This window comes from Streptomyces sp. NPDC059080, from assembly GCF_042739975.1.
Lineage (GTDB): Bacteria > Actinomycetota > Actinomycetes > Streptomycetales > Streptomycetaceae > Streptomyces > Streptomyces benahoarensis.
The window spans coordinates 46,633-65,717 of record NZ_JBHYGX010000020.1 but is presented as its reverse complement, the minus strand read 5'-3'; the positions used below and the strand labels follow the sequence as shown (position 1 = coordinate 65,717).

At 74.0% G+C, this 19,085-nt stretch carries 17 protein-coding genes; 6 read left to right on the top strand and 11 right to left on the bottom strand.

All coding sequences use genetic code 11. The features are described 5' to 3' along the window. Positions 1 to 165: 165 nt before the first annotated feature. Both ACFWWQ_RS17590 and ACFWWQ_RS17585 read right to left on the bottom strand, forming a co-directional pair. On the bottom strand, positions 166 to 474 hold the full coding sequence (locus tag ACFWWQ_RS17590; RefSeq protein WP_384597019.1) for a hypothetical protein: 309 nt from the start codon (positions 472 to 474) through the stop codon (positions 166 to 168). Between the two features lie 145 nt (positions 475 to 619). After that, positions 620 to 799 (bottom strand): hypothetical protein, encoded by a 180-nt coding sequence (locus ACFWWQ_RS17585; RefSeq protein WP_384597017.1) that lies wholly within the window; start codon positions 797 to 799, stop codon positions 620 to 622. A 784-nt stretch (positions 800 to 1,583) separates the two neighbouring features. Here ACFWWQ_RS17585 and ACFWWQ_RS17580 point away from each other — a divergent pair. Next, complete coding sequence (locus ACFWWQ_RS17580; RefSeq protein WP_384597015.1) at positions 1,584 to 1,964, top strand: GntR family transcriptional regulator; 381 nt, start codon at positions 1,584 to 1,586, stop codon at positions 1,962 to 1,964. 219 nt (positions 1,965 to 2,183) lie between these two features. Here ACFWWQ_RS17580 and ACFWWQ_RS17575 read toward each other — a convergent pair whose 3' ends face one another. Together ACFWWQ_RS17575 and ACFWWQ_RS17570 are read right to left on the bottom strand one after the other, a co-directional pair. Continuing rightward, entirely contained in the window at positions 2,184 to 2,741 is a 558-nt protein-coding gene (locus tag ACFWWQ_RS17575; protein WP_384597013.1) for a flavoprotein, read from the bottom strand. Next, positions 2,738 to 3,973 (bottom strand): helix-turn-helix domain-containing protein, encoded by a 1,236-nt coding sequence (locus ACFWWQ_RS17570; RefSeq protein WP_384597011.1) that lies wholly within the window; start codon positions 3,971 to 3,973, stop codon positions 2,738 to 2,740. Before ACFWWQ_RS17570 ends, ACFWWQ_RS17575 begins: the two co-directional genes overlap by 4 nt. A gap of 429 nt (positions 3,974 to 4,402) precedes the next feature. Here ACFWWQ_RS17570 and ACFWWQ_RS17565 point away from each other — a divergent pair, with 429 nt between their 5' ends. Then, complete coding sequence (locus ACFWWQ_RS17565) at positions 4,403 to 4,738, top strand: hypothetical protein (RefSeq protein ID WP_384597010.1); 336 nt, start codon at positions 4,403 to 4,405, stop codon at positions 4,736 to 4,738. Between the two features lie 78 nt (positions 4,739 to 4,816). On the opposite strand, the gene ACFWWQ_RS17560 is transcribed toward ACFWWQ_RS17565, so the two are convergent. Both ACFWWQ_RS17560 and ACFWWQ_RS17555 read right to left on the bottom strand, forming a co-directional pair. Beyond that, positions 4,817 to 5,299: an NUDIX domain-containing protein gene (locus tag ACFWWQ_RS17560; protein WP_384597008.1), complete on the bottom strand. Its 483-nt coding sequence runs from the start codon at positions 5,297 to 5,299 to the stop codon at positions 4,817 to 4,819. Between the two features lie 41 nt (positions 5,300 to 5,340). Then, positions 5,341 to 6,351, bottom strand: a complete 1,011-nt coding sequence (locus ACFWWQ_RS17555; protein WP_384597006.1) for a GlxA family transcriptional regulator — start codon at positions 6,349 to 6,351, stop codon at positions 5,341 to 5,343. 69 nt (positions 6,352 to 6,420) lie between these two features. Here ACFWWQ_RS17555 and ACFWWQ_RS17550 point away from each other — a divergent pair, with 69 nt between their 5' ends. Continuing rightward, a complete protein-coding gene (locus ACFWWQ_RS17550; RefSeq protein WP_384597004.1) occupies positions 6,421 to 7,362 on the top strand; it encodes an NADP-dependent oxidoreductase in 942 nt (313 codons plus the stop codon). A 41-nt stretch (positions 7,363 to 7,403) separates the two neighbouring features. On the opposite strand, the gene ACFWWQ_RS17545 is transcribed toward ACFWWQ_RS17550, so the two are convergent. After that, a complete protein-coding gene (locus ACFWWQ_RS17545) occupies positions 7,404 to 7,871 on the bottom strand; it encodes an Lrp/AsnC family transcriptional regulator (protein WP_143940195.1) in 468 nt (155 codons plus the stop codon). An 81-nt stretch (positions 7,872 to 7,952) separates the two neighbouring features. Here ACFWWQ_RS17545 and ACFWWQ_RS17540 point away from each other — a divergent pair, with 81 nt between their 5' ends. Further along, positions 7,953 to 9,236 (top strand): APC family permease, encoded by a 1,284-nt coding sequence (locus ACFWWQ_RS17540; protein WP_384597001.1) that lies wholly within the window; start codon positions 7,953 to 7,955, stop codon positions 9,234 to 9,236. A gap of 64 nt (positions 9,237 to 9,300) precedes the next feature. Here ACFWWQ_RS17540 and ACFWWQ_RS17535 read toward each other — a convergent pair whose 3' ends face one another. Both ACFWWQ_RS17535 and ACFWWQ_RS17530 read right to left on the bottom strand, forming a co-directional pair. Next, a complete protein-coding gene (locus tag ACFWWQ_RS17535; RefSeq protein WP_384596999.1) occupies positions 9,301 to 10,587 on the bottom strand; it encodes a hypothetical protein in 1,287 nt (428 codons plus the stop codon). Then, positions 10,584 to 14,078: a DNA polymerase III subunit alpha gene (locus tag ACFWWQ_RS17530; RefSeq protein WP_384596997.1), complete on the bottom strand. Its 3,495-nt coding sequence runs from the start codon at positions 14,076 to 14,078 to the stop codon at positions 10,584 to 10,586. The genes ACFWWQ_RS17535 and ACFWWQ_RS17530 overlap by 4 nt, the downstream gene beginning before the upstream one ends. Positions 14,079 to 14,318: 240 nt before the next feature. On the opposite strand from ACFWWQ_RS17530, the gene ACFWWQ_RS17525 reads away from it, so the two are divergent. Further along, on the top strand, positions 14,319 to 15,380 hold the full coding sequence (locus tag ACFWWQ_RS17525) for a DUF3533 domain-containing protein (protein WP_384596995.1): 1,062 nt from the start codon (positions 14,319 to 14,321) through the stop codon (positions 15,378 to 15,380). Between the two features lie 350 nt (positions 15,381 to 15,730). Continuing rightward, a complete protein-coding gene (locus tag ACFWWQ_RS17520; protein ID WP_384596993.1) occupies positions 15,731 to 16,213 on the top strand; it encodes a subtilase-type protease inhibitor in 483 nt (160 codons plus the stop codon). A 105-nt stretch (positions 16,214 to 16,318) separates the two neighbouring features. Here the strand turns inward: ACFWWQ_RS17520 and ACFWWQ_RS17515 are convergent, their stop codons facing one another. Together ACFWWQ_RS17515 and ACFWWQ_RS17510 are read right to left on the bottom strand one after the other, a co-directional pair. After that, entirely contained in the window at positions 16,319 to 17,386 is a 1,068-nt protein-coding gene (locus ACFWWQ_RS17515; protein ID WP_384596991.1) for a S1 family peptidase, read from the bottom strand. A gap of 468 nt (positions 17,387 to 17,854) precedes the next feature. Continuing rightward, positions 17,855 to 18,889, bottom strand: a complete 1,035-nt coding sequence (locus tag ACFWWQ_RS17510) for a slipin family protein (RefSeq protein ID WP_384597122.1) — start codon at positions 18,887 to 18,889, stop codon at positions 17,855 to 17,857. Between the last annotated feature and the right edge of the window lie 196 nt (positions 18,890 to 19,085).

The window sequence follows — 19,085 nt, the reverse complement described above, 5'->3', positions numbered from 1 at the left end:
CCACCCCCAGATGTCTGTTTGGGGGGGGGGGGGGGATTTGTTTAAACGCCCCGGGCGGGGCGCGCCCCCACCCGGCCGCGGGGGGGGGGGCCCGCCCCGCGGCCGGGCGCCCGAAGGCAACGTCAGGGGAGGTCGCGGCGACGGTGCGACGTCGAGGCGGAGGCGTCACTCATCGCCGTCACCACCGCTGTTGTCGTACGGACCGAACAGGGCCTCATCGACCTGGTCCTCGTTGGCGGTGGGGCCATCCAGCGGGGGCGTGCCCATCTCCGCGCGGGTGCGCGGCGCCCGGCGGTTCTCGGCGCGGCGGTCGCCCTCGGCGACAAGGCGCTGCAGGAGGTCGGCCAAGCGGCGGTTCGGGGCGGTGCTGCCGCAGGGCCCGGTGTGCCAGGTCCCGCAGGTCGGGCAGAAGTACTCGGGATTCACGCGGGTGGTGTGGGCGGGGCGCGTGATCTCTGCGATGCTGACGCTCACAGGGACTCCTTGTCAGTTCCTGTCTGACGGCCTCCGGGGTGCATCCGGGGGCCGTCGCCTTTGCTGCTCGGACGAGCAGCCACGGCCGTCGCCACCCGGTAGGGATGGCGGCGGCTGTGGTCGTTCGTGCCGGTGAGAGGCGTTGTCAGTACATGTGCTTCAGGTCGGCGTGGGCGACGACGCGGTGGGCGCCGGTGTCGAGGTTGCGGAGCAGGTAACGGTGGCCGGTGACGCGGGCCTTGACCTGCCAGCGGCGGTAGCTGCTGAGGTCTCCGCGGACCGAGCAGAGGCGGCGGACGTTGTTGAAGGGGTCGGGAACGAACATGACGGCCTCCATCAGGGCGTGGTTGTGGGTGTGAGAACTCGTCGGTGGAGTCCGGCTCCCCTCCGCCCCGCCCGTACAGCACCGAAGGGGGCTGGACGGGCGGGGGAGGCAACCGGCCGCGGATAGCCCGCGGGAACTCCGGTGAACGCGCGGCGCCGCCTCTCTCGGACATGTCCGGAGGCAGCGCCGGGCGGGGACGCGGTGGGCGTGGCTGCGGCGCTGGTCCTGCGTCGGCAGCGCCTAGGTACATCGACGACCCATGGGGTCTCCTTCGGTCGGCCCGGGGTGTCCGGGCAGTCTCCGAGTCGGCGTTCGCCGGTGCACCGCTTGCGGCGGCGTGCCGGTCCCGAGCCGTGGTCGGGTGCGTCATCGTCACTGCTCTGACGCCAGCAGGGCGGCGCGTGCCAGGTAGCAACCGCGGGGCTGACCTCCAGAAATGAAGGGAGGTTCCCCGAGGGTGTTCTCCAGAGCTGGCACGCGGGGCAGGACGGGTTCGCCTGCCACAAAGTGGCCGCCGGGCGGCCGTGACCCGGGCCGTTGCGGGGACGGGGGCTTCCCGTCGATCGCTGTTGAGTTCTCAAGCAATGGCCGCTCACTTTCGCCCCGTTTCACGGGGGCGTCCGGACGGCACAGATGACGCGTTTGTGCAGGTCAAGCGATGGACACTTGGGCCCTGTGGCGGCGCCCTCGCGGCACATTCAGATTGACCCAGGTCAATCTGAATGTCAAGTTACTCTCCCGCCTGCCCCTGGAGATTGACCTAGGTCCGGTTACGCTCGGAGGTATGACCCCCAGCTCCGACGCCCCCAAGCCCACGGCCAAGGACATCGCCGCGAAATGCCGCAAGGAGATCGTGGACGGCGAGCGCAAGACAGGCTCCCGCATGCCGCCGGCCCGCCAGCTCGCGAAGGACCTCGGCGTTCAGCTCATGACGGTGCAGAGCGCCTACAACCAGCTCCGCGACGAGGGCTTGCTCCTGAGCCAGCAGGGGCGGGGGACATTCGTCCGCGACCCTGCGATGCCGCTCGGAACCGAACCGGGAAGCAGCCCCGCCTACGTCGCGCTCGCGAAGGAGCTCAATTCGATTCATGACACCCTCCGCCTGCTCGGCGACCGCCTCGACCGCCTTGAGAAGGTCGTGGCAGACCCGTCTCCGCGTGCATAAGCAGGGCGTCAGCTCGGCGAAGTAGGCCGCTCGCGGTGGTGCGCGCTTGGGCCAGGCTCGTCGTAACCAGAGCCAGCTCGGCGGGAGTCAGGCCCCCCAGGACGTCATGTCGTTCGTCGTTCCCCGTCATGCCGAGAAGCATGGGGTCGGCAACAAGAGAGGACCCGGACAGAGTGTCCGGGTCCTCTCTTGTTGCAGCTCAGGTTGGGTTTCTACCCATCAACTCGTGGCCGCATCCACTGCATCCAGCACCGCTGTCCAGGGCAGGCCACGTCCCGCGGGCGCCTCCCGCGGTTCGCGCAGCGGCCAGACCTCCGGCCCGTACACGAGATGCACACCAGCTCTCCGAAGGTCCCCGATATGGCGTTCCCACGCCGGGTGGCGAGCGTGCGCCGCGTTCACGCGAGGGAAGACCACGACGGGCAGGTCAAGCGTCCCGATTGCCTCGCCGACCTGCGTAAGCGCCTGGTTGTCCATGAGTCCGGTCGCCAACTTCGCGACCATGTTGGCCGATGCGGGAGCGACCGCGTAGCAGTCGACTGCCGGATGCGGGCGCGCTTCGCCGGGGGTCCGCGGCTGATCTCGCACTGGCAAGCCGGTCAACTGCTCCAGCAGCTCAACCTCACCGTTCGCCCGCAGCCACTGTCCCGCGGTCGGTGTCAGCGTCACCGCCACCTGCCAACCACGCTCCAGCGCCGGTTCGACGAGCCCCGTACGCAGCGTCTCCACGCCGCCGGCCGCCGACCCCACAACTCCGAGCACACCGCGCTTGCTCACTGCACCGCCCTGCATCGTTGAGCCATCTCGAAAACCACGGATGAACGCGCTCCGCCGCTCACCGGGGACTGCTTGATCAGATCCCGCAGCGTCTCGCGCACCCTGGGATTGTTCCGTACGAGCTGCGGGGACGTCCGCTCGGCCGTGCGCAGGGCCATGAAGGCATCGTCGCTCCGGCCAGCCAGTGAGAGTCCGCGCGCGTAATCGATCCGGTGCGAGACGCTGCGTTCCTGCGGCATGTGATCCACGTCGATCCCTCCGTGCGCGATCACGTAGGAGATGTTGTCGAGGTCCAACTCGACGGACAGCCGATGGAGCGCCACATTCGTCGGGCCGAATCCGGTCTGCCAGTAGTTCTCGTCCGACCCCAGGTCGTCGGCCAGCTCCTCCGCCCGGTCCAACAGGCTCGTTGCCGTCGAGCGATCCTGATGACGTGCTGCGGCGACCGCGGCACGCAGGTGGATCATCCCCAGCAGGCTGAGCGCAGCAGGGTCGGTCTCCGACACACGTGCGGACAGCCATGCTGCGGCGGTGTTCCCGAGCTCCAGGGCATCGTCGTAGCGCCCGTTCGCAATCAAGGAGTGCGTGCCGGAGCGGGCCGCCGAGGCGAGAACCAGCGGGTCATCCGACTCATCCGCCGCTCGCATGGCTCGCTCCGCAGCCAGCCACGAGATGTCCGACTCTCCAATCTTCGCGAGGGTCGTGGCGGCGAGGTGATGGGTGCGGGCCGATACCGCCCAGCAGTCCCGTCGGTCCTCTCCGCCTCGCGTAGCCCGGTCCTCCAACTCCTGTGCGGCTCGGAGCAGGGCGGGAAGTGCGGCGATGACGCTGCTCAGCCGACCGCTTTGGTAGTCGTTCCAGGCGTGTTCCACGCGCACTGCCACGGGAGCGGGCGTCGGGAGCTGTGCTTCGGCTTCCGGCCCGAAGAGCAGTCGCGAGAGCCGACGTGGACTCATGAGCGCATCACGTACGGCCGGCACATCGTCCTGCTGCTGGTCGCTCTCCATGAGTACCGTCTGGCCGAGCAGGTCTCCCAGAGGCACGCGCAGGATGTGCGCCAGCTCCGTGAGCATGTCGATGCGCGGCGGCTTCCTTCGACCGGTCTCGATCTTCGCGAGCCAGTCGGTGCTGCGGCCGACCAGGCCGGCCAAGACCTCTTGCGTGTAGCCACGACGCTTCCGGTAGAACGCGATCCGTTCGCCGATGCTGAGGTGATCCCCGAGACCACGCATTGGTGCTGCCTCCTGCAGATTAGGGGCTTGCTTCACGGTACAGAGCTGGTCGTACTGCGGATAGGCGGCCTCGCTGCAGTCCGCACAGGGGAGCCAGCAGCGAGGCCAGAGGGAGCCATACGGGGAGCCACCGAAGGCGAATCGAGGTGGACTCCCCCGGACGGTCATGGACGATGGGAGCGGTGAAGTCCGGGGCCCCGGTCGCGGGTTGCCCACGGAACCTGAGCCAGCGCTTAGCCGGACCTTAAGGGAGCCTTATGGATCACTCCGGGGGCCGCTTCGGCGCCGGATCGGCGGCGCGGGTTGGCTAGCGTTCCGGTGACGAGGCGGGTGCGCGGGTCGGCGGCCGGCATGCCGGGGAGGGTACTGCCGTTCACCACCCGGTCCCCCACCGCACCCGCCTCGCCACCGGCGCGACAAGGAGATCCGATGCCCGTACTCCGCACGGCCTCCCGTGCGCCGGTGCCCCCCGTCCGGCCGGTCCCGCTCGCGGTCGCCGCTCTGGCCGCGCTCACCGGGGCCCTTGCCTGCCCGGCCCCCGCCGCCGCACACGCCCCGGGGCCGCGCCCCGCCGTCGTACGGGATGCCGCTCTCCCGCACGGCGCGGCGCGCGAGGAGGCGCACGGCGCGCGGAACGCCGGGCACCGGACGGGCAACAAGGGGGAGGCGGGGCCGCCGGCCCTCGGCGGTATGGCGCTGCTGGCCACCGGCGCCGCCTTCCTCTTCGCCCGCCAGCACCACCGGGCGGTACGCGGCCGGGTCTGAGCAGCGGGACCGGCCGGGCGGACAGCAGCCAGGAGGGGAGCCGTCCGGGGAGCCGTCGTGCGGCCCGGTGCCGGTGGCTCAGCCTCCGGCTGCCAGGTGCTCCGCGAGCCGGTCGAGGAAGGCACGCTGGCCCGCCACCAGGCGGGTGCGGGCCTCGTCGGGGGTGCACCAGGCGACGCGGTCGATCTCCGGGAAGGCCCGCACCGTGCCGGAGCGGGGCGGCCAGATCATCTCGAAGGTTCCCGGCATGATCGCGTCCGGATCGAGGTCGGCCTCGACCGCCCAGACCGTCACGGTCTTGCCGCCGCTCTGCCGGACCTCGCCCAGCGGGAGGTACGCACCGGACGGCGGGGACAGCCCCAACTCCTCGGTGAACTCCCGCGCGGCCGCGTCCCGGGGCTCCTCCGGCGGTACGTACTCGCCCTTGGGCACCGACCAGGCGCCCACCTCGCGCCGCGCCCACAGCGGCCCGCCCATGTGCGCCAGCAACACCCTGACACCGGTGACACCGGTGACACCGCGGCGGAAGAGCAGCAGTCCGGCGCTGCGTTTCGCGGCCATGGGGCCAGTCTGCGCGTCCGCCGGTGCGGGCGCCCGGTGGCTCAGGCCCCCGCGCCGGGCCGTGCGGCGGCGGCCGGGCGGTCCGTGCCCGCACCGGCCGTCCGCGCCGCGCCGCCGCGGAAGGTGCGGCGGTAGGCGAGCGGGGAGACGCCGACCGCCGCCTGGAGGTGCTGGCGCAGGGACGCCGCGGTGGCGAAGCCGACCTCGCCCGCGATCCGGTCGACGGAGAGGTTGCTGGACTCCAGCAGATGGCGGGCGCGGTCCACGCGCTGCTGGATCAGCCAGCGGCCGGGGCTCATCCCCAGCTCCTGCTGGAACCGGCGGGCGAAGGTCCGCCCGCTCATCCGCGCCATACCCGCCAGGTCGGCCAGGGTGAGCGGCAGGTGGAGGTGGTCGAGGGCCCAGGCGCGGGCCGCTGCGGTGCTCTCCGCGGCGGGCGACGGCACCGGGCGCTCGATGTACTGCGCCTGCCCGCCGTCGCGCCAGGCGGGGACGACGCACGCCCGGGCCACCCGGTTGGCGATCTCGCTGCCGTGGTCCCGGCGGACGAGATGCAGGCAGAGATCCACACCGGAGGCGGCGCCCGCCGAGGTCAGCACGGATCCGTCGTCGACGAAGAGCACGTCCGGGTCGACGCGGACGCGGGGGTGGCGGCGGGCGAACTCCGCCGCGTCGTACCAGTGCGTGGTGGCCGGGCGGCCGTCGAGCAGTCCGGCGGCGGCCAGGACGCGGGCGCCGGTGCAGATGGAGACGAGGCGGGCACCGGGGCGGACCCGGGCCAGGGCGTCCGGCGCCTCGGTGACCGCGGACGGCGGAATGATCACCGTATCGGCCGATTCGAGGACCTCCGGTCCGTGGTCCGCGATGATCGTGAAATCGGCGCGGGTGCGGACCGGGCGGCCGTCCGCGCTACAGGTGAGGACGGTGTACCGGCCGGGGAGGGCGCCGAAGATCCGTGCGGGGATGCCGAGTTCGAAGGGGTAGACGCCGTCGAGCGCGAGGACGACGACGCGGTGCGGGACGGCGGCCGGGGCGGGCACGGAAGCGGGCATGGCACGATCTTATCGGAGGATGGCAATCCTGCCATTTTCCTGATCGGGCCCGGCGGGCACCGTGGAGCCATGACGCACACGATGCGAGTGATCAGCCAGGACACCTTCGGCGGCCCCGAGGTGCTGACGGAGACCGAACGGGAGCGGCCGGTGCCGGGCATCGGCCAGGTCCTGGTGCGGGTACGCGCCGCCGGGCTGAACCCGACCGACTGGAAGAACCGGCAGCACCGGACCACCGTCTCCCGGCCACTGCCGCTGGTGCTCGGCTGGGACGTGTCCGGCGTGGTCGAGGCGGTCGGCTGGGGCGTGGCACTGCACGAGGCCGGCGACGAGGTGTTCGGGATGCTGCCCTACCCGGACGGCGTCGGCGCCTTCGCCGAGTACGTCCTCGCCCCCGCGCGGGCGCTGGTGCCGAAGCCGGACACCCTCGACCACGTCCAGGCCGGTGCCCTGCCACTGGCGGCGCTCACCGCGTGGCAGGCGCTGGTGGACACCGCCGGGCTCCGAGAGGGGCAGCGGGTGCTGATCCACGCGGCGGCGGGGGGCGTCGGGCATCTGGCGGTGCAGATCGCCACGGCGCGCGGTGCGTATGTGATCGGCACCGCCAGCGAGCCGAAGCATGCGTTCGTCCGCGGGCTGGGCGCCGACGAGATGATCGACTACCACACGGTGGACTTCGCCGAGGCGGTGCGCGACGTGGACGTCGTCCTGGACACCATCGCCGGGGAGTACGGCCCGCGGTCGCTGCGTACGCTGCGCCCCGGCGGGGCGTATGTGAGCATCCTCGGCGCCGACGACGCGGTGCGCGCCGAGGCCACACGGCTCGGTCTGCGGGCGGCGGGCATGGTCGTCGAGCACGATCAGCAGGGCATGCGGGCGATCGCCGAGCTGGCGGCGGCCGGGCGGCTGCGCGCGGAGATCGCCGCGACGTTCCCCCTGTCCGAGGCGGCCAGGGCCCATGAGCTGGGCGAGACCGGGCGCACCGCGGGGAAGATCGTCCTGACGGTGTGAGGCGGCCGGGGCCCGGGCGCGCCGCCCGGGCCCCGTGCAGGTCAGGACGTGGCGGGCGGCAGCGCCTCGACGACGTCGTTGGTGACGTGCTGGTAGATCACCGAGCTGCGGCAGTCGACGACCTCGCGGCGCTTGAAGACCTGGTCCATGAGGAGTGCGTGCAGCCGGTCGACGTCCGGTACGGCGACGTGCACGAGGAAGTCGTCGCCGCCCGCGACCACGTAGACGGTCAGGACTTCGGGCAGCCCGGTCAGGAACGCCTTGAACCGCTCGATGACCTCGCGGTTCATCGGCCGGATGCGGACCGTCAGCAGCGCCTGGACGGGGCGGTTCAGGGCGCGCAGGTCGACCGTGGCGCGGTAGCCGGTGATCACGCCGCGGGCGCGCAGCGCGCGGACCCGCTCCAGGCAGGTGGAGGGGGCGATGCGCAGGGTGCGGGCGAGGTCGCGGTTGGTCTGCCGCGCATCGCGCTGCAGTTCCCGGACAATCGCCGAATCAATGTCGTCCATGACACCCCATGATGGGCCCTGTACCGAATTTTGTTCGACTGCCCCTTCTTTGGATCATTCAACCGGATAACTTCGCCCACCGTGACCGTACAACAGACATCGCTTTCCGCCGTCCGGCCGCCGCATGTACGGCGGCTGGGCGTCGGTGGCGGCACCGCGCTCTGCGCCGGTGCCGTGCTCGGGCCGGGGGTGCTGACCCTGCCCTCGCTGGCCGCGGCGGCCGCCGGACCCGCCTCGCTCCTCGCCTGGATCCTGCTGCTCGCCATGTGCGTCCCGGTGGCCGCGTCGTTCGCGGCGCTCGGCGCCCGCCATCCGGACGGCGGCGGGGTCGCCACCTATGTGCACCGCGCGATGGGGCCGCGCGCCGCGGCCACGGTGGGCTGGTGGTTCTACGGGGCGGTGCCGATCGGGGTGGTCTCGGCCGCCTGGATCGGCGGCACGTACGTGGCGGACGCGGCCGGTTGGGGCGAGGCGGGCGCCGCCGTCGTCGGCGGGCTGGTCATCGCCGGGGCGCTGGCGTCCAACGCGGCCGGGCTGCGGATGTCGGGCCGGGTGCAGCTGCTGCTCGGCGCGGGGCTGGCCGCGGTGCTGCTGTGCACGGTGCTGGTCTCGGCGCCGCAGGTGAGCGCCGCGCACTTCACGCCGTTCCTGCCGGGCGGCTGGTCGTCGGTGGGGTCGGCGGCGTCGGTGCTGTTCTTCGCGTTCGCCGGATGGGAGGCGGCGAGCCATCTGTCCGGGGAGTTCGCCGACCCGGCCCGGGACCTGCCGAAGGTCACCCGCAACACCCTGCTGACCATCACCGTGCTCTACCTCGGCCTCGCGGTCGTCACCATCGGCGTGCTGGGCCCGGCCGCGGCGGACACCGACACCCCGCTGACGGTGCTGCTCACCCGGAGCGTGGGCGCCGCGGCGCGGCCGGTCGCCGCGGTGGCCGCGCTCTTCCTCACCTTCGGCGCGGTCAACTCGTATCTGGCGGGCGCCTCCCGGCTCGGCGCCGCGCTCGGCCGGGACGGGGCCGCACCCCGGGCGCTGGCCAAGGGCTGCGGGCCGGGCGAGGTGCCGCGCCGGTCGCTGGCGGTGCTGGGCTGCGCCTGCGCGCTGCTGGGCGTGGCCGCCGGGTTCGGCGGCGCCGGCCTGGACCTGCTGATGCGGGCTACCGCCACCTGCCTGGCGGCGGTGACCCTGGCCGGTCTCGGCGCGGCGCTGGTGCTGCTGGAGCGGCGCACCTGGCTGTGGTGGGGCGTCCTCGGCTCGGCCATCCTGACCACGGGCGTGCTGGCCTTCTCGGGCGCGCTGCTGCTCCTGCCGCTGGCGCTGGCGGTCGCGTCGTTCGTCTTCCTGACGGCGCGACGGCTACGGGCCTGAGCGACGCGCCCCGCCCTGACCTGCGCGTACGCGCCTGACCTGGGCGATGCGACCCCGGACCCGGTCAGCGTCCGGGGTCGTGGCGTACGGGCCCGCCGTCACCGTACGGGCCGGGGCCGTGGCGTACGGGCGGGAGTGCGGCCGCCGGGCGGACGGCGGTGGCGCCGAAACGGGCGCGGGCCCGGTCGGCGGCGGCCTCGATGCGGCGGGCCCGGTCGTCGGGGGCGCCGCCGGACGGGTCGAACATCAGCTGCCGGGTGGCGCGTTCGGCCCCGCACAGGTCCTCGGCGCGCAGCGCCACCGCCCGCACCCGGGCCCGCTGGAGGCCGAGCGCCGCGTGCAGTGCGTAGGCCGCGGCGGTCAGCGCGGGGCCGTGGGCGGTCGGTTCGGGCAGCCGCCGGGTGCGGGTGGTCGAGGTGCCGTCGGCGTAGCGGACGGTGAGGGTGAGCGCGCGGGCCGCCCGGCCGGTGGTGCGCAGCCCGGAGCCGAGGCCGTCGGCGAGCGCGAGGAGCGCGGCGCGGCGCCGGTCCGGGTCGAGTTCGTCGTACGGGAAGCGGTGTTCGGCGGCGAGGGAGCGGGTGACCGGATGGGGGGTGACCGGCGTCGGGTCGATGCCGCGGGCCCGGTCGTACACCGTGCGGCCGGTCCGCGCGCCGAGGATGCGCCGGAGGGTCGCGGGCGGCGCGGCGGCGATCCGGCCGACGCTGTCGAGACCGTGGGCGCCGAGGGCACGGGCGGCCGCCGGGCCCACGCCGTGCAGGGCGACGGCCGGGCGGCGGGCGAGGAACGCGGCGACCGACGGGCCGTCCCCCGGCACGGTCCGGATGCCGCCCGGCGGGGCGTCCTGGGCCGCCATCCGGGCGAGCAGCGGGTTACCGGCAACGCCGATGGTGCACCGCACGCCGTACCGGGCCAGGGCACGCAGCCGGACCAGGGCGGCGATACCGGCGGCGTCGGTACCGAAATAACGGCGCGCCCCGCGGACGTCGGCGAGCGCGGCGTCCGGCGGCGCCGCCTCCACCACGGGCGTGAACTCGCCCAGCAGGGCGAGCAGTTGACCGTACAGTCCGGCGTCGACCTGGTCGCCGGAGGCGGTGGCGAATCGTACGTGGAGGAGGCCGGGGGGTGGGGCGTCCGGAGCAGCGGGCTCCGGGTGCGGGACAGCCGGACGGGAGCCCTCCGGGCGCGGGGCCTCGGTGCGCGGGTCGGCCGGGCGCGGGGCCTCGGTACGCGGGTCGGCCGGGCGCGGGGCCTCGGTACGCGGGTCAGCCGGGCGCGGGGCAGCCGGGCGCGGGTCAGCCGGGCGCGCGCCCTCCGAACGCCGCCCCTCCGAACGCGGATCGGCACTCATCCCGCACTCCCCGGACTCGCATGCCAGAGCTTGCGCCCGGTGGCGGCGCCCGCCTCCCCCGCGGGGCGGAGGTCGGCCCACGGGTGCAGGGTGTAGCCGGTCTCCAGGCGGAGGGTGCGTCCGGCGTCCGCGGGGGCGTCGGCCGGGGACGCGGGGGCGGCGAGGCGGGCGGTGACCGCCTCCAGGCCGCCGGTGCGGCGGAGTTCGGCCAGTTCGGCGAGGTTCCAGGCGGCGGTGGCGACCACGCTCACGCTGCGCGGACCACGGCGCCGGACCGTGCCGCGCACCAGCAGCAGCCAGGAGTGGAAGACGGTGTGCGCGCACGCCGCGTGACTGTCGTCGAAGAAGGCGCAGTCGACCAGGCCGGTGGTGTCGTCGAGGGTGGTGAAGACGACCCGGCGGCCGGAGCGGATCGGCGGGGTCTGGGTGGCCGCCTTGGCCCCGGCGACCAGCACCGTCTCGCCGTGCCGGGCGTCGCGCAGCCGCCGGGCGGGCAGCGCGCCCAGCTCCGCGAGGAATTCCCGGTGATCGGTCATCAGATGGCGGGAGGCGTCCATGCCGAGGACGCCCAGCTCGGCGCCGATCCGTTCGGCGTCGGTGAGGTCGGGCAGCCCGGTGGGCTCGACGGGATCGGGAACCGGATCCGCGCCGTCCGCGCCCCGGGCGGGCAGCATCAACTGGCCGGGCGGGACGCGCCGTTGCCGCCGGTGGAGTTCGGAGAGGTGGAGCAGCAGATCGCGGCGGTTGGCGCCGAAGGCGTCCAGCGCGCCCACCCGGGCGAGGCGTTCGGCGACCGGGCGGCCGGGCCGGGCCCGCTGCCACAGGTCCTGGAGCGAGGCGTACGGCTGCCCGGCCACGATCCGCTCCGCCTCGGCCCCGCTCATCCCGTGGACGTCCCCGAGCGCGAGCCGCACGCCCCAGACCGCGACACCCCCCTGACCGGACACCAGTTCGATGTGGTGGGTGATCGTGGACCGGTTCACATCCAGCGGCAGCACCGGCACTCCCCGCCGCCGGGCGTCCGCGAGCAGCAGCCGCTTGGGGTACATCCCCGGGTCGTGGGTGAGCAGCCCGGCGTAGAAGGCCGCGGGGTGGTGCGCCTTGAGCCAGGCGGACTGGTACGTCGGCACCGCGAAGGCCACCGCGTGCGCCTTGCAGAATCCGTACGCGCCGAACGCCTCGACGATCCCCCAGGTGCGGGCGGTCGCCTCGGGCGGGTAGCCGCGCTTCCCGGCCCGCTCCGCGAACCAGGCGCGGGTCTCGTCCCGGCGGGCCGGATCGGACAGCGCGCGCCGTCGCTCGTCCGCCTCGCCGCGCCCGCAGCCGGTCATGATCCGCAGGATCTCGATGAGCTGTTCGTGGAAGACCACCACGCCGTAGGTCTCGCGCAGCGGCTCCGCCAGGTCGGGGTGGGGGTAGCGGACGGGCGCGCGGCCGTGCCGGGCCTCGATGAAGGGCCGCACCATGTCGGCGGCGACGGGCCCCGGGCGGAACAGTGAGATGTCGACGACCAGGTCGTGGAAGGTGGCCGGCTGGAGCCGCCCCACCAGGTCGCGCTGGCCGGGTGATTCGATCTGGAAGCAGCCGAGCGTCTCGGTGGAGCGGATCAGCTCGTAGGTGGCCGGATCGCCGGGCGGGACCTGCGCCGGGTCGTCCAGATCGGGGCGGTGGCCGGTGGCCCGCCCGATCTCGGCGACCGCGTGCGCCATCGCGGACTGCATCCGTACGCCCAGCACATCGAGCTTGAGCAGCCCCAGGTCCTCCACGTCCTCCTTGTCGAACTGCGACATCGCCAGCGGCGTGGCCGCGCCGCCGGGCCCGCCGGGCGCCGCCACGGCGGTCGGCACGACGGGGGTGCGGCGCAGCAGCGAGGCGTCCGACAGCAGCACGCCGCAGGGGTGCATGGCGATGCCGCGGGGCAGTGCGTCCAGCGCCTCGACCAGCTCCCACAGCCGCTCGCTCGCGCTCTCCCGCACCCCGCGCAGCTCCGGGAGTTCGGCCAGCGCGGCGCGGGCGTCGCGGGCGCGGAGGTGCGGGAAGGACGTGGCGAGCCGGTCCACCCGTGCCGGGTCCATGCCCAGCGCCGCGCCGACGTCCCGTACCGCGTGCCGCACCCGGTAGGTCTCGGGCATCGCGACCGTCGCGACGCGCTCGGCGCCGAAGCGGTCGAAGATCGCGCGGTAGACCTCCAGGCGGCGGGCGGACTCGACGTCGATGTCGATGTCCGGCAGCGCCGCCCGCCGCTCGGACAGGAAGCGCTCCATCAGCAGACCGTGGGCGACGGGGTCGGCCTGCGCGATGCCCAGCAGATGGTTGACGAACGATCCGGCGCCGGAGCCGCGGGCCGCGACGCGGATGCCCCGCTCCCGTACGTCGTCGACGACGCGGGCGACGGTCAGGAAGTACGAGGGGAAGCCGAGGCGTTCGATGATGCGCAGCTCGTCGCGGAGGCGTTCCCAGCGCGCGCGGTCGCGGTCGTAGCCGCGCAGCACCATCGCGGCGGCGCAGCGCGAGCGCAGGACGTGGGCGGCGGTGCGGTGCGCCGCGCCGACGAGACGGGCCTCGGGGAAGTGGACGCGGCCCAGCCCGATGTCGGCCACGGGATCGACCCGGCAGGCGTCCGCGGTTTCCTCGGTGAGGGCGAGCAGGCGGTGGGCGCGCTCGCGCCGGAAACCGGCGGCCCCGGCGATCCGGTCGGCGGTGCGGGCCATGGCGGCGGCGTCCTTGAGCCAGCGCTCACCGCCGTCCCGGGCCGCGGCGCGGCGGGCGACAGGCACCAGGCGGCGGGCGGAGTCCAGGACGTCGGCGACCGGTCCCTGGCCGGGGTCGGCGTAGCGCACCGCATTGGCGAGGACGGCGGCCACGCCCTGGTCGACGGCGAGGCCGAGGGTGCGGGCGGCGAGGCGGAGCGAGCCGGGTCCGGAGCCGGGCCGCCCGTGGTCGACGGCCTCCAGGCGCAGCGCGTCGCCGTACCGTTCGCGCCAGGGGGCGAGGAGGCGGGCGGCGCGGTCGGGGCGGCCGGCGGCGAGCGCCCGGCCGACGTCGGAGTCCGGCCCGAGCAGGACGAGGAGGCCGTCCGGCGCGGACCCCAGCGCCGCCCGTGGCAGAACCGGCCGGTCGCCGCCGGTGGCGTGGGCGGCCGAGACCAGGCGGCACAGGGCGGCCCAGCCGGTGGCACCGTCGCGGCCCAGGAAGACGGCGCGAGGCGCGGACTCGTCGACGAAGGCGCCGCCGCGCACCGGGGTGCGGCGGCGGGGCGCGGCGCCCGTGGCGGGGTCCGCGACGGCGAGGTCGACGCCGAAGAGCGGGCGGATCCCGGCGCGGTCGGCTGCCTTGGCGAACCGTACGGCGCCGGAGAGGCCGTCCCGGTCGGTCAGCGCGAGGGCGCCGAGACCCCGCTCGGCGGCGCGCTCGGCCAGCACCTCCGGGCGGGAGGCGCCGTAGCGCAGGGAGAACCCGGACGCGGTGTGCAGATGCGTGAACCCCGGCATCGCACCTCCTGCACCTCATCCGCCCCCGACTGTCCACGTCTCCCGCTTTCTTCCACCCTAACCCCTCATTCGAACGTTCGTACGAGTGCAAGGTTTGGGCGGCCGGGCGCGGGATGACCACCCGCCGTCCGGCGCCTCCGTCATTCGGCCCCGCCCGCTCTGCGCGATGCCTGCGCCGACCGGAGGATGTGGGAGCACAGCCGGGTACGAGCACCGGCGCGACACGGCGAGGGGCGGCCCATGGCCACGACCGACGACGGCACCCGGATGACCTTCCTCCAGGAGGTGCGGAGCGCGGTGACCACCCGCGCCGCGCTGCTGGTGACCGGTGTACTGGGGCTGATGGTCGCGTTCATCACGTCCTACGCCGGCGCCTTCCACGCGCCGAAACCGACCGATATCGCGCTCGGCGTCGTCGCGCCCGCGCAGGCCCGCGGCGCGCTGGTGGCCAAGCTCGACGGGCTACCCGGCTCCCCCCTGGACCCGCGCGCGCTGCCGTCCCGGGAGGTGGCGCTCCAGCAGCTGCGGGACCGGAAGATCGATGCGGCGCTGGTCGTCGATCCGCGCTCCACCACCGACCGGCTGCTGGTCGCGAGCGGCGGCGGGGCGGCGCTGTCGCAGGCGACGGAGGCGGTCGTCACGGCGGCGGACAGGGCAGAGGGCCGCACCGTGCGCACCGAGGACGTACGGCCCGTGGCGGACGGCGACTCGCGCAGCCTGTCGTCGTTCTACCTGGTCGTGGGGTGGTGCGTGGGCGGGTATCTGTGTGCCGCGATCCTGGCGATCAGCGCGGGCGCCCGCCCGGCGAACACCGCCCGCGCGGTGATCCGGCTGGGCGCCCTCGCGGTCTACTCGCTCCTCGCCGGACTGGCCGGGGCGGTGGTGATCGGCCCGGTGCTGAACGCGCTACCCGGCAGCCTGTTCGGGCTGTGGGGGCTGGGCGCGCTGATCGTCTTCGCGGTGGGGGCGACCACCCTGGCGTTCCAGACCCTGCTGGGCGTCATCGGCATCGGGCTGGCGATCCTGGTGATCGTGGTGTTCGGCAACCCGAGCGCGGGCGGCGCGTATCCGTATCCGCTGCTGCCGCCCTTCTGGCGGGCGATCGGCCCCGCGCTGCCACCGGGCGCGGGCACCTGGGCGTCCCGCTCGATCGCCTACTTCGGCGGCAACGGCCTGACCTCGTCGCTGCTGGTCCTCGCCGCCTGGGCGGTGGGCGGCGTGCTGCTCAGTGTCGTCCTCGCGGCGCTCCGCGACCGGGACCGCCGGAACAACACGCTGGCGCCGGTGACACCGCGTGCCTGAGCGGACAGGACGGGGGCGGCCAGGGCCCCGGAACCGCCGCATCCAGGCCGCCTCACCTCCCCGTACACATCATCTTCGGGCCATTCGGGGAGCGCCGGGCGGGGACCGGTGCCGGGGTGACGGCCGGATCCGCTCCCCCGCCGCGCGAGCGGGCCGGGAGGGCGACGGCCCCGCGCCCACAGCGAAGGCACCGTTCCGGCGCCGGGTCTCCACACTCTCACCACAACCTTCGCGCCACTACCCACGGCGTTCATCCATCGACTCAAAGTGAGCGATCGAGATGCGGGCGCCCGGCTGCTGAGTCAAACTCCCGTCCGACATCTGCACCTACAGGCAAAGGAGTGTTCGCAATGCGGTACATCGTTGGAGGCGTCGCGCTCGGCGCGGCACTGGTCATAGGCACGCTCGCCTCCACCGCGCAGGCCACCACCCCACCGGTCACCACCACCCCGGTCGCGGTCGTCGCCCCGGCCACCGACCACACCCCCGCCCGGTCCGCCGGGCTCTACGCCCCTACCGCCCTCGTCCTGACGGTCGGCCAGGGTGAACACCGCGCGGACGCCGCGGTGCAGCGTGCCGTGACGCTGAGCTGTACGCCGAAGGCGTCCGGTACGCACCCCCGGCCCGCCGCGGCCTGCTCCCGGCTGCGCGCGGTGGGCGGCGAGTTCGACCGGGTGACCCGCACCGACGACACCCGGGTGTGCACCCGGGAGTGGGACCCGGTCGTGGTGACGGCCGACGGCGTCTGGCAGGGCCGGCGGGTGACGTACACCCACACCTTCGCCAACTCCTGTGAACTGCGCGCCGCCGCGAACACCGTCTTCGCGTTCTGACCGCCCCGGACGCACCCCGGCCCCCGGACGCCGTACACGTCCGGGGGCCGGGGTCACCGTCACACCGCGCCGGGAGGCCCGGCGGGCGCGCGGTCCGGTGGAGCGTCAGCCGATCTCGGCGCCGTACTTCTGCAGGGCCGCGGGGACCGGCTGGAAGAAGGTCTCGCCGCCCTGCGAGCAGTCGCCGCTGCCGCCGGAGGTGAGGCCGAGGGCGGACTCACCGTCGAAGAGGGCGCCGCCGCTGTCGCCGGGCTCGGCGCAGACGTCGGTCTGGATCAGCCCCTCGACCGTGCCCTCCTGGTAGTTGACGGTGGCGTCGAGCGCCTTGACCGTGCCGTCGTGCACCTGGGTGGTGCTGCCGCTGCGCTGCACCTTCTCGCCGACGGTCGCGTCCGCGGCCTTGGTGATCTTCTGGGCGCTGCCGTTGTAGAGGTCCACCTCGCTGGGGTGGTCGGTGTCCCCCGTGTACTTGACGATCGAGAAGTCGTTGCCCGGGAAGGTCGAGTCCTCGGTGGTGGCGATCTCCTGGCCGCCCTGCTGGTCGGACCAGCTCTTGACCGCGTTGCCGCAGTGACCGGCGGTCAGGAAGTACGGCTGGCCGCCCTTGACGACGTTGAAGCCGAGCGAGCAGCGGGCGCTGCTGCCCCAGATCGCGTCACCGCCGGCGACCAGCGGCTTCAGCTCACCCTGGGTCCGGCGGAGCGTCACCTTGTCGCCCAGGCCCTTGGTGACCTCGGTCAGCTTGGCGAGCGACTCACCCTTGACCGTGCGGTCGGCGGTCACCACGACCTTGTTGCTCCGCGGGTCGACGCCCCAGGCGGTGCCGGGGAGAGTGGCGTCGGCCTTCAGCGTCCTGCGCGCCGAGTCCAGCTGGGCCATCGAGTGCTTGACCATTCTGGCCTCGGCGCCCTGGGCCCGTACGGACGTGGCCGCCGCGTCGTCCACGACGTTGACCACGAGCTTCTTGGCCTGGGCGTCGTAGTACGAACCGGCGGTGCCCGCCGAGTTGAGCTGCGAGGCGAGGGTGGTCGCCGCCGCCGGGGAGAGCTTCGCCGGCTGCGGGACGGTTGCTGCGTTGGCGCTGTTCAGGGTGAGCGTGGCGGTGGCGGCGAGAGCCAGTGCTCCCGCGCCGGCCAGGACCGCGCGGCGCTGGGGTATGCGACGGTGCTTCAACTCGGTACCTCCCGTGGGGGGAAGGGCCCGCGAGGGGGACACGGACCCGGAGAGTGTGGGGGAACAGGTCACGGACGGACGGCTTCCCGCACGACACCCCCGGAAAAGTCGCGTCCATGCCAACGTGCGCCGCCGAGTATTCCCACCCGTCTCACCCGTGCACAAGACCGAGTTCCGGTCTCGCCACCGGGAGTTCACCGCTTCCCCACCCACCGGTCACACCGATATCCGCGCACGTCCGTCCCGAGTACGGACACTGCCGCCCACCCCACGCCCCCGGCGCGCCCCGGTCACGCCGCGCCGTCTCCTGGCCGAAACGCTTCGATCCGCGGTCGGTGGACGCCGCCGGAGCCGCCCGCGACGCACCGGGACATGCGCGGGCCCCGCGGCATGTTCGCCGCAGGGCCCGCGTGTGGGTGCGTTATCTGGTGGCGGTCGGATCAGGCGGTGTGGCGCCGGTGCCTGGTTTCACGCCCCCGTGCCCCGGCCACCGTCGTCGGCCTCCCTGTCCTCGACGCGCCCGATGTCCTCGACCACACCGCCGACGTCCTCGATGTCCCCCAGGTCCTCGACCGGTCCGACGGCCTCGGACGCCTCCGGCTCCCCCACCCCCTCCAGGTAGTGCCCGGGCCGGTGTGCCGGATCCGGGCCGACGCCGGGATGGGCCCCGTCGGCGCTCGCGCCCGTCGACGGGGGCACGGCGCCGGTCGCCGCCTCGGCGCGGGCCGTTTCGGCCTGGGCCTGGAGGCCGGAGCGTTCCAGGAAGCGCAGGAGCTCCACAGGGAAGGGCAGGACCAGGGTGGAGTTCTTCTCGGCGGCGACGGCCACCACGGTCTGGAGCAGCCGCAGTTGGAGCGCGGCGGGCTGGCCGGACATCGCCTGGGCGGCCTCGGCCAGCTTCTTCGACGCCTGGAGCTCGGCGTCGGCGTTGATGACGCGGGCGCGGCGGTCCCGGGTGGCCTCCGCCTGGCGGGCCATCGACCGCTTCATGGTCTCCGGCAGCGATACGTCCTTGATCTCCACCCGGTCGATCTGGATGCCCCAGCCCAGCGCGGGGCTGTCGATCATCACGGCGAGGCCCTGGTTGAGCTTCTCGCGGTTGGAGAGCAGATCGTCGAGATCGCTCTTGCCGATGATGGAGCGGAGCGAGGTCTGGGCGACCTGCGAGACGGCGAAGCGGTAGTCCTCGACGGCGATGACGGCGTCGGCGGCGTCCACGACCTTGAAGTAGACGACGGCGTCAACGCGGACGGTGACGTTGTCGCGGGTGATGCCCTCCTGTGCGGGCACCGGCATCGTCACGATCTGCATGTTGACCTTACGCATCCGGTCGACACCCGGAACGATCATGGTGAAGCCCGGCCCGCGGACCGCCGACGTCAGCCGGCCCAGCCGCAGGACCACCCCGCGTTCGTACTGCTTGACCACGCGCGCCGCCGCGAGGAGATAGACGGCGCCCACCGAGGCGAGGGCGACCCCGCCGGTCACCAGCTCTTCCAGCATCACGGCCCCCTGACTGGCCTCTGCCACTCCGACCGGTTTGCGTTCTTTACCATGGTATGCCCGGAGCGGTGGGCGTCATCCGGCGCCGGAAACGCGGGAGGGCGGGGTGGGCGGCCCCCCCCCGGGGGGGGGGGAGGCCCCGCCCCCCCCCCCGGCCCGGCCCCACCCCCGCAAAAAAAGACACCGCCGGGGGAGA

Bases quoted from the DNA above. Each gene is read 5' to 3' on its own strand.
- ACFWWQ_RS17585 (WP_384597017.1), bottom strand. From the start codon at position 799: ATGTTCGTTCCCGACCCCTTCAACAACGTCCGCCGCCTCTGCTCGGTC.
- ACFWWQ_RS17580 (WP_384597015.1), top strand. From the start codon at position 1,584: ATGACCCCCAGCTCCGACGCCCCCAAGCCCACGGCCAAGGACATCGCC.
- ACFWWQ_RS17570 (WP_384597011.1), bottom strand. From the start codon at position 3,973: ATGCGTGGTCTCGGGGATCACCTCAGCATCGGCGAACGGATCGCGTTC.
- ACFWWQ_RS17565 (WP_384597010.1), top strand. From the start codon at position 4,403: ATGCCCGTACTCCGCACGGCCTCCCGTGCGCCGGTGCCCCCCGTCCGG.
- ACFWWQ_RS17560 (WP_384597008.1), bottom strand. From the start codon at position 5,299: ATGGCCGCGAAACGCAGCGCCGGACTGCTGCTCTTCCGCCGCGGTGTC.
- ACFWWQ_RS17555 (WP_384597006.1), bottom strand. From the start codon at position 6,351: ATGCCCGCTTCCGTGCCCGCCCCGGCCGCCGTCCCGCACCGCGTCGTC.
- ACFWWQ_RS17550 (WP_384597004.1), top strand. From the start codon at position 6,421: ATGACGCACACGATGCGAGTGATCAGCCAGGACACCTTCGGCGGCCCC.
- ACFWWQ_RS17545 (WP_143940195.1), bottom strand. From the start codon at position 7,871: ATGGACGACATTGATTCGGCGATTGTCCGGGAACTGCAGCGCGATGCG.
- ACFWWQ_RS17535 (WP_384596999.1), bottom strand. From the start codon at position 10,587: ATGAGTGCCGATCCGCGTTCGGAGGGGCGGCGTTCGGAGGGCGCGCGC.
- ACFWWQ_RS17530 (WP_384596997.1), bottom strand. From the start codon at position 14,078: ATGCCGGGGTTCACGCATCTGCACACCGCGTCCGGGTTCTCCCTGCGC.
- ACFWWQ_RS17525 (WP_384596995.1), top strand. From the start codon at position 14,319: ATGGCCACGACCGACGACGGCACCCGGATGACCTTCCTCCAGGAGGTG.
- ACFWWQ_RS17520 (WP_384596993.1), top strand. From the start codon at position 15,731: ATGCGGTACATCGTTGGAGGCGTCGCGCTCGGCGCGGCACTGGTCATA.
- ACFWWQ_RS17510 (WP_384597122.1), bottom strand. From the start codon at position 18,889: ATGCTGGAAGAGCTGGTGACCGGCGGGGTCGCCCTCGCCTCGGTGGGC.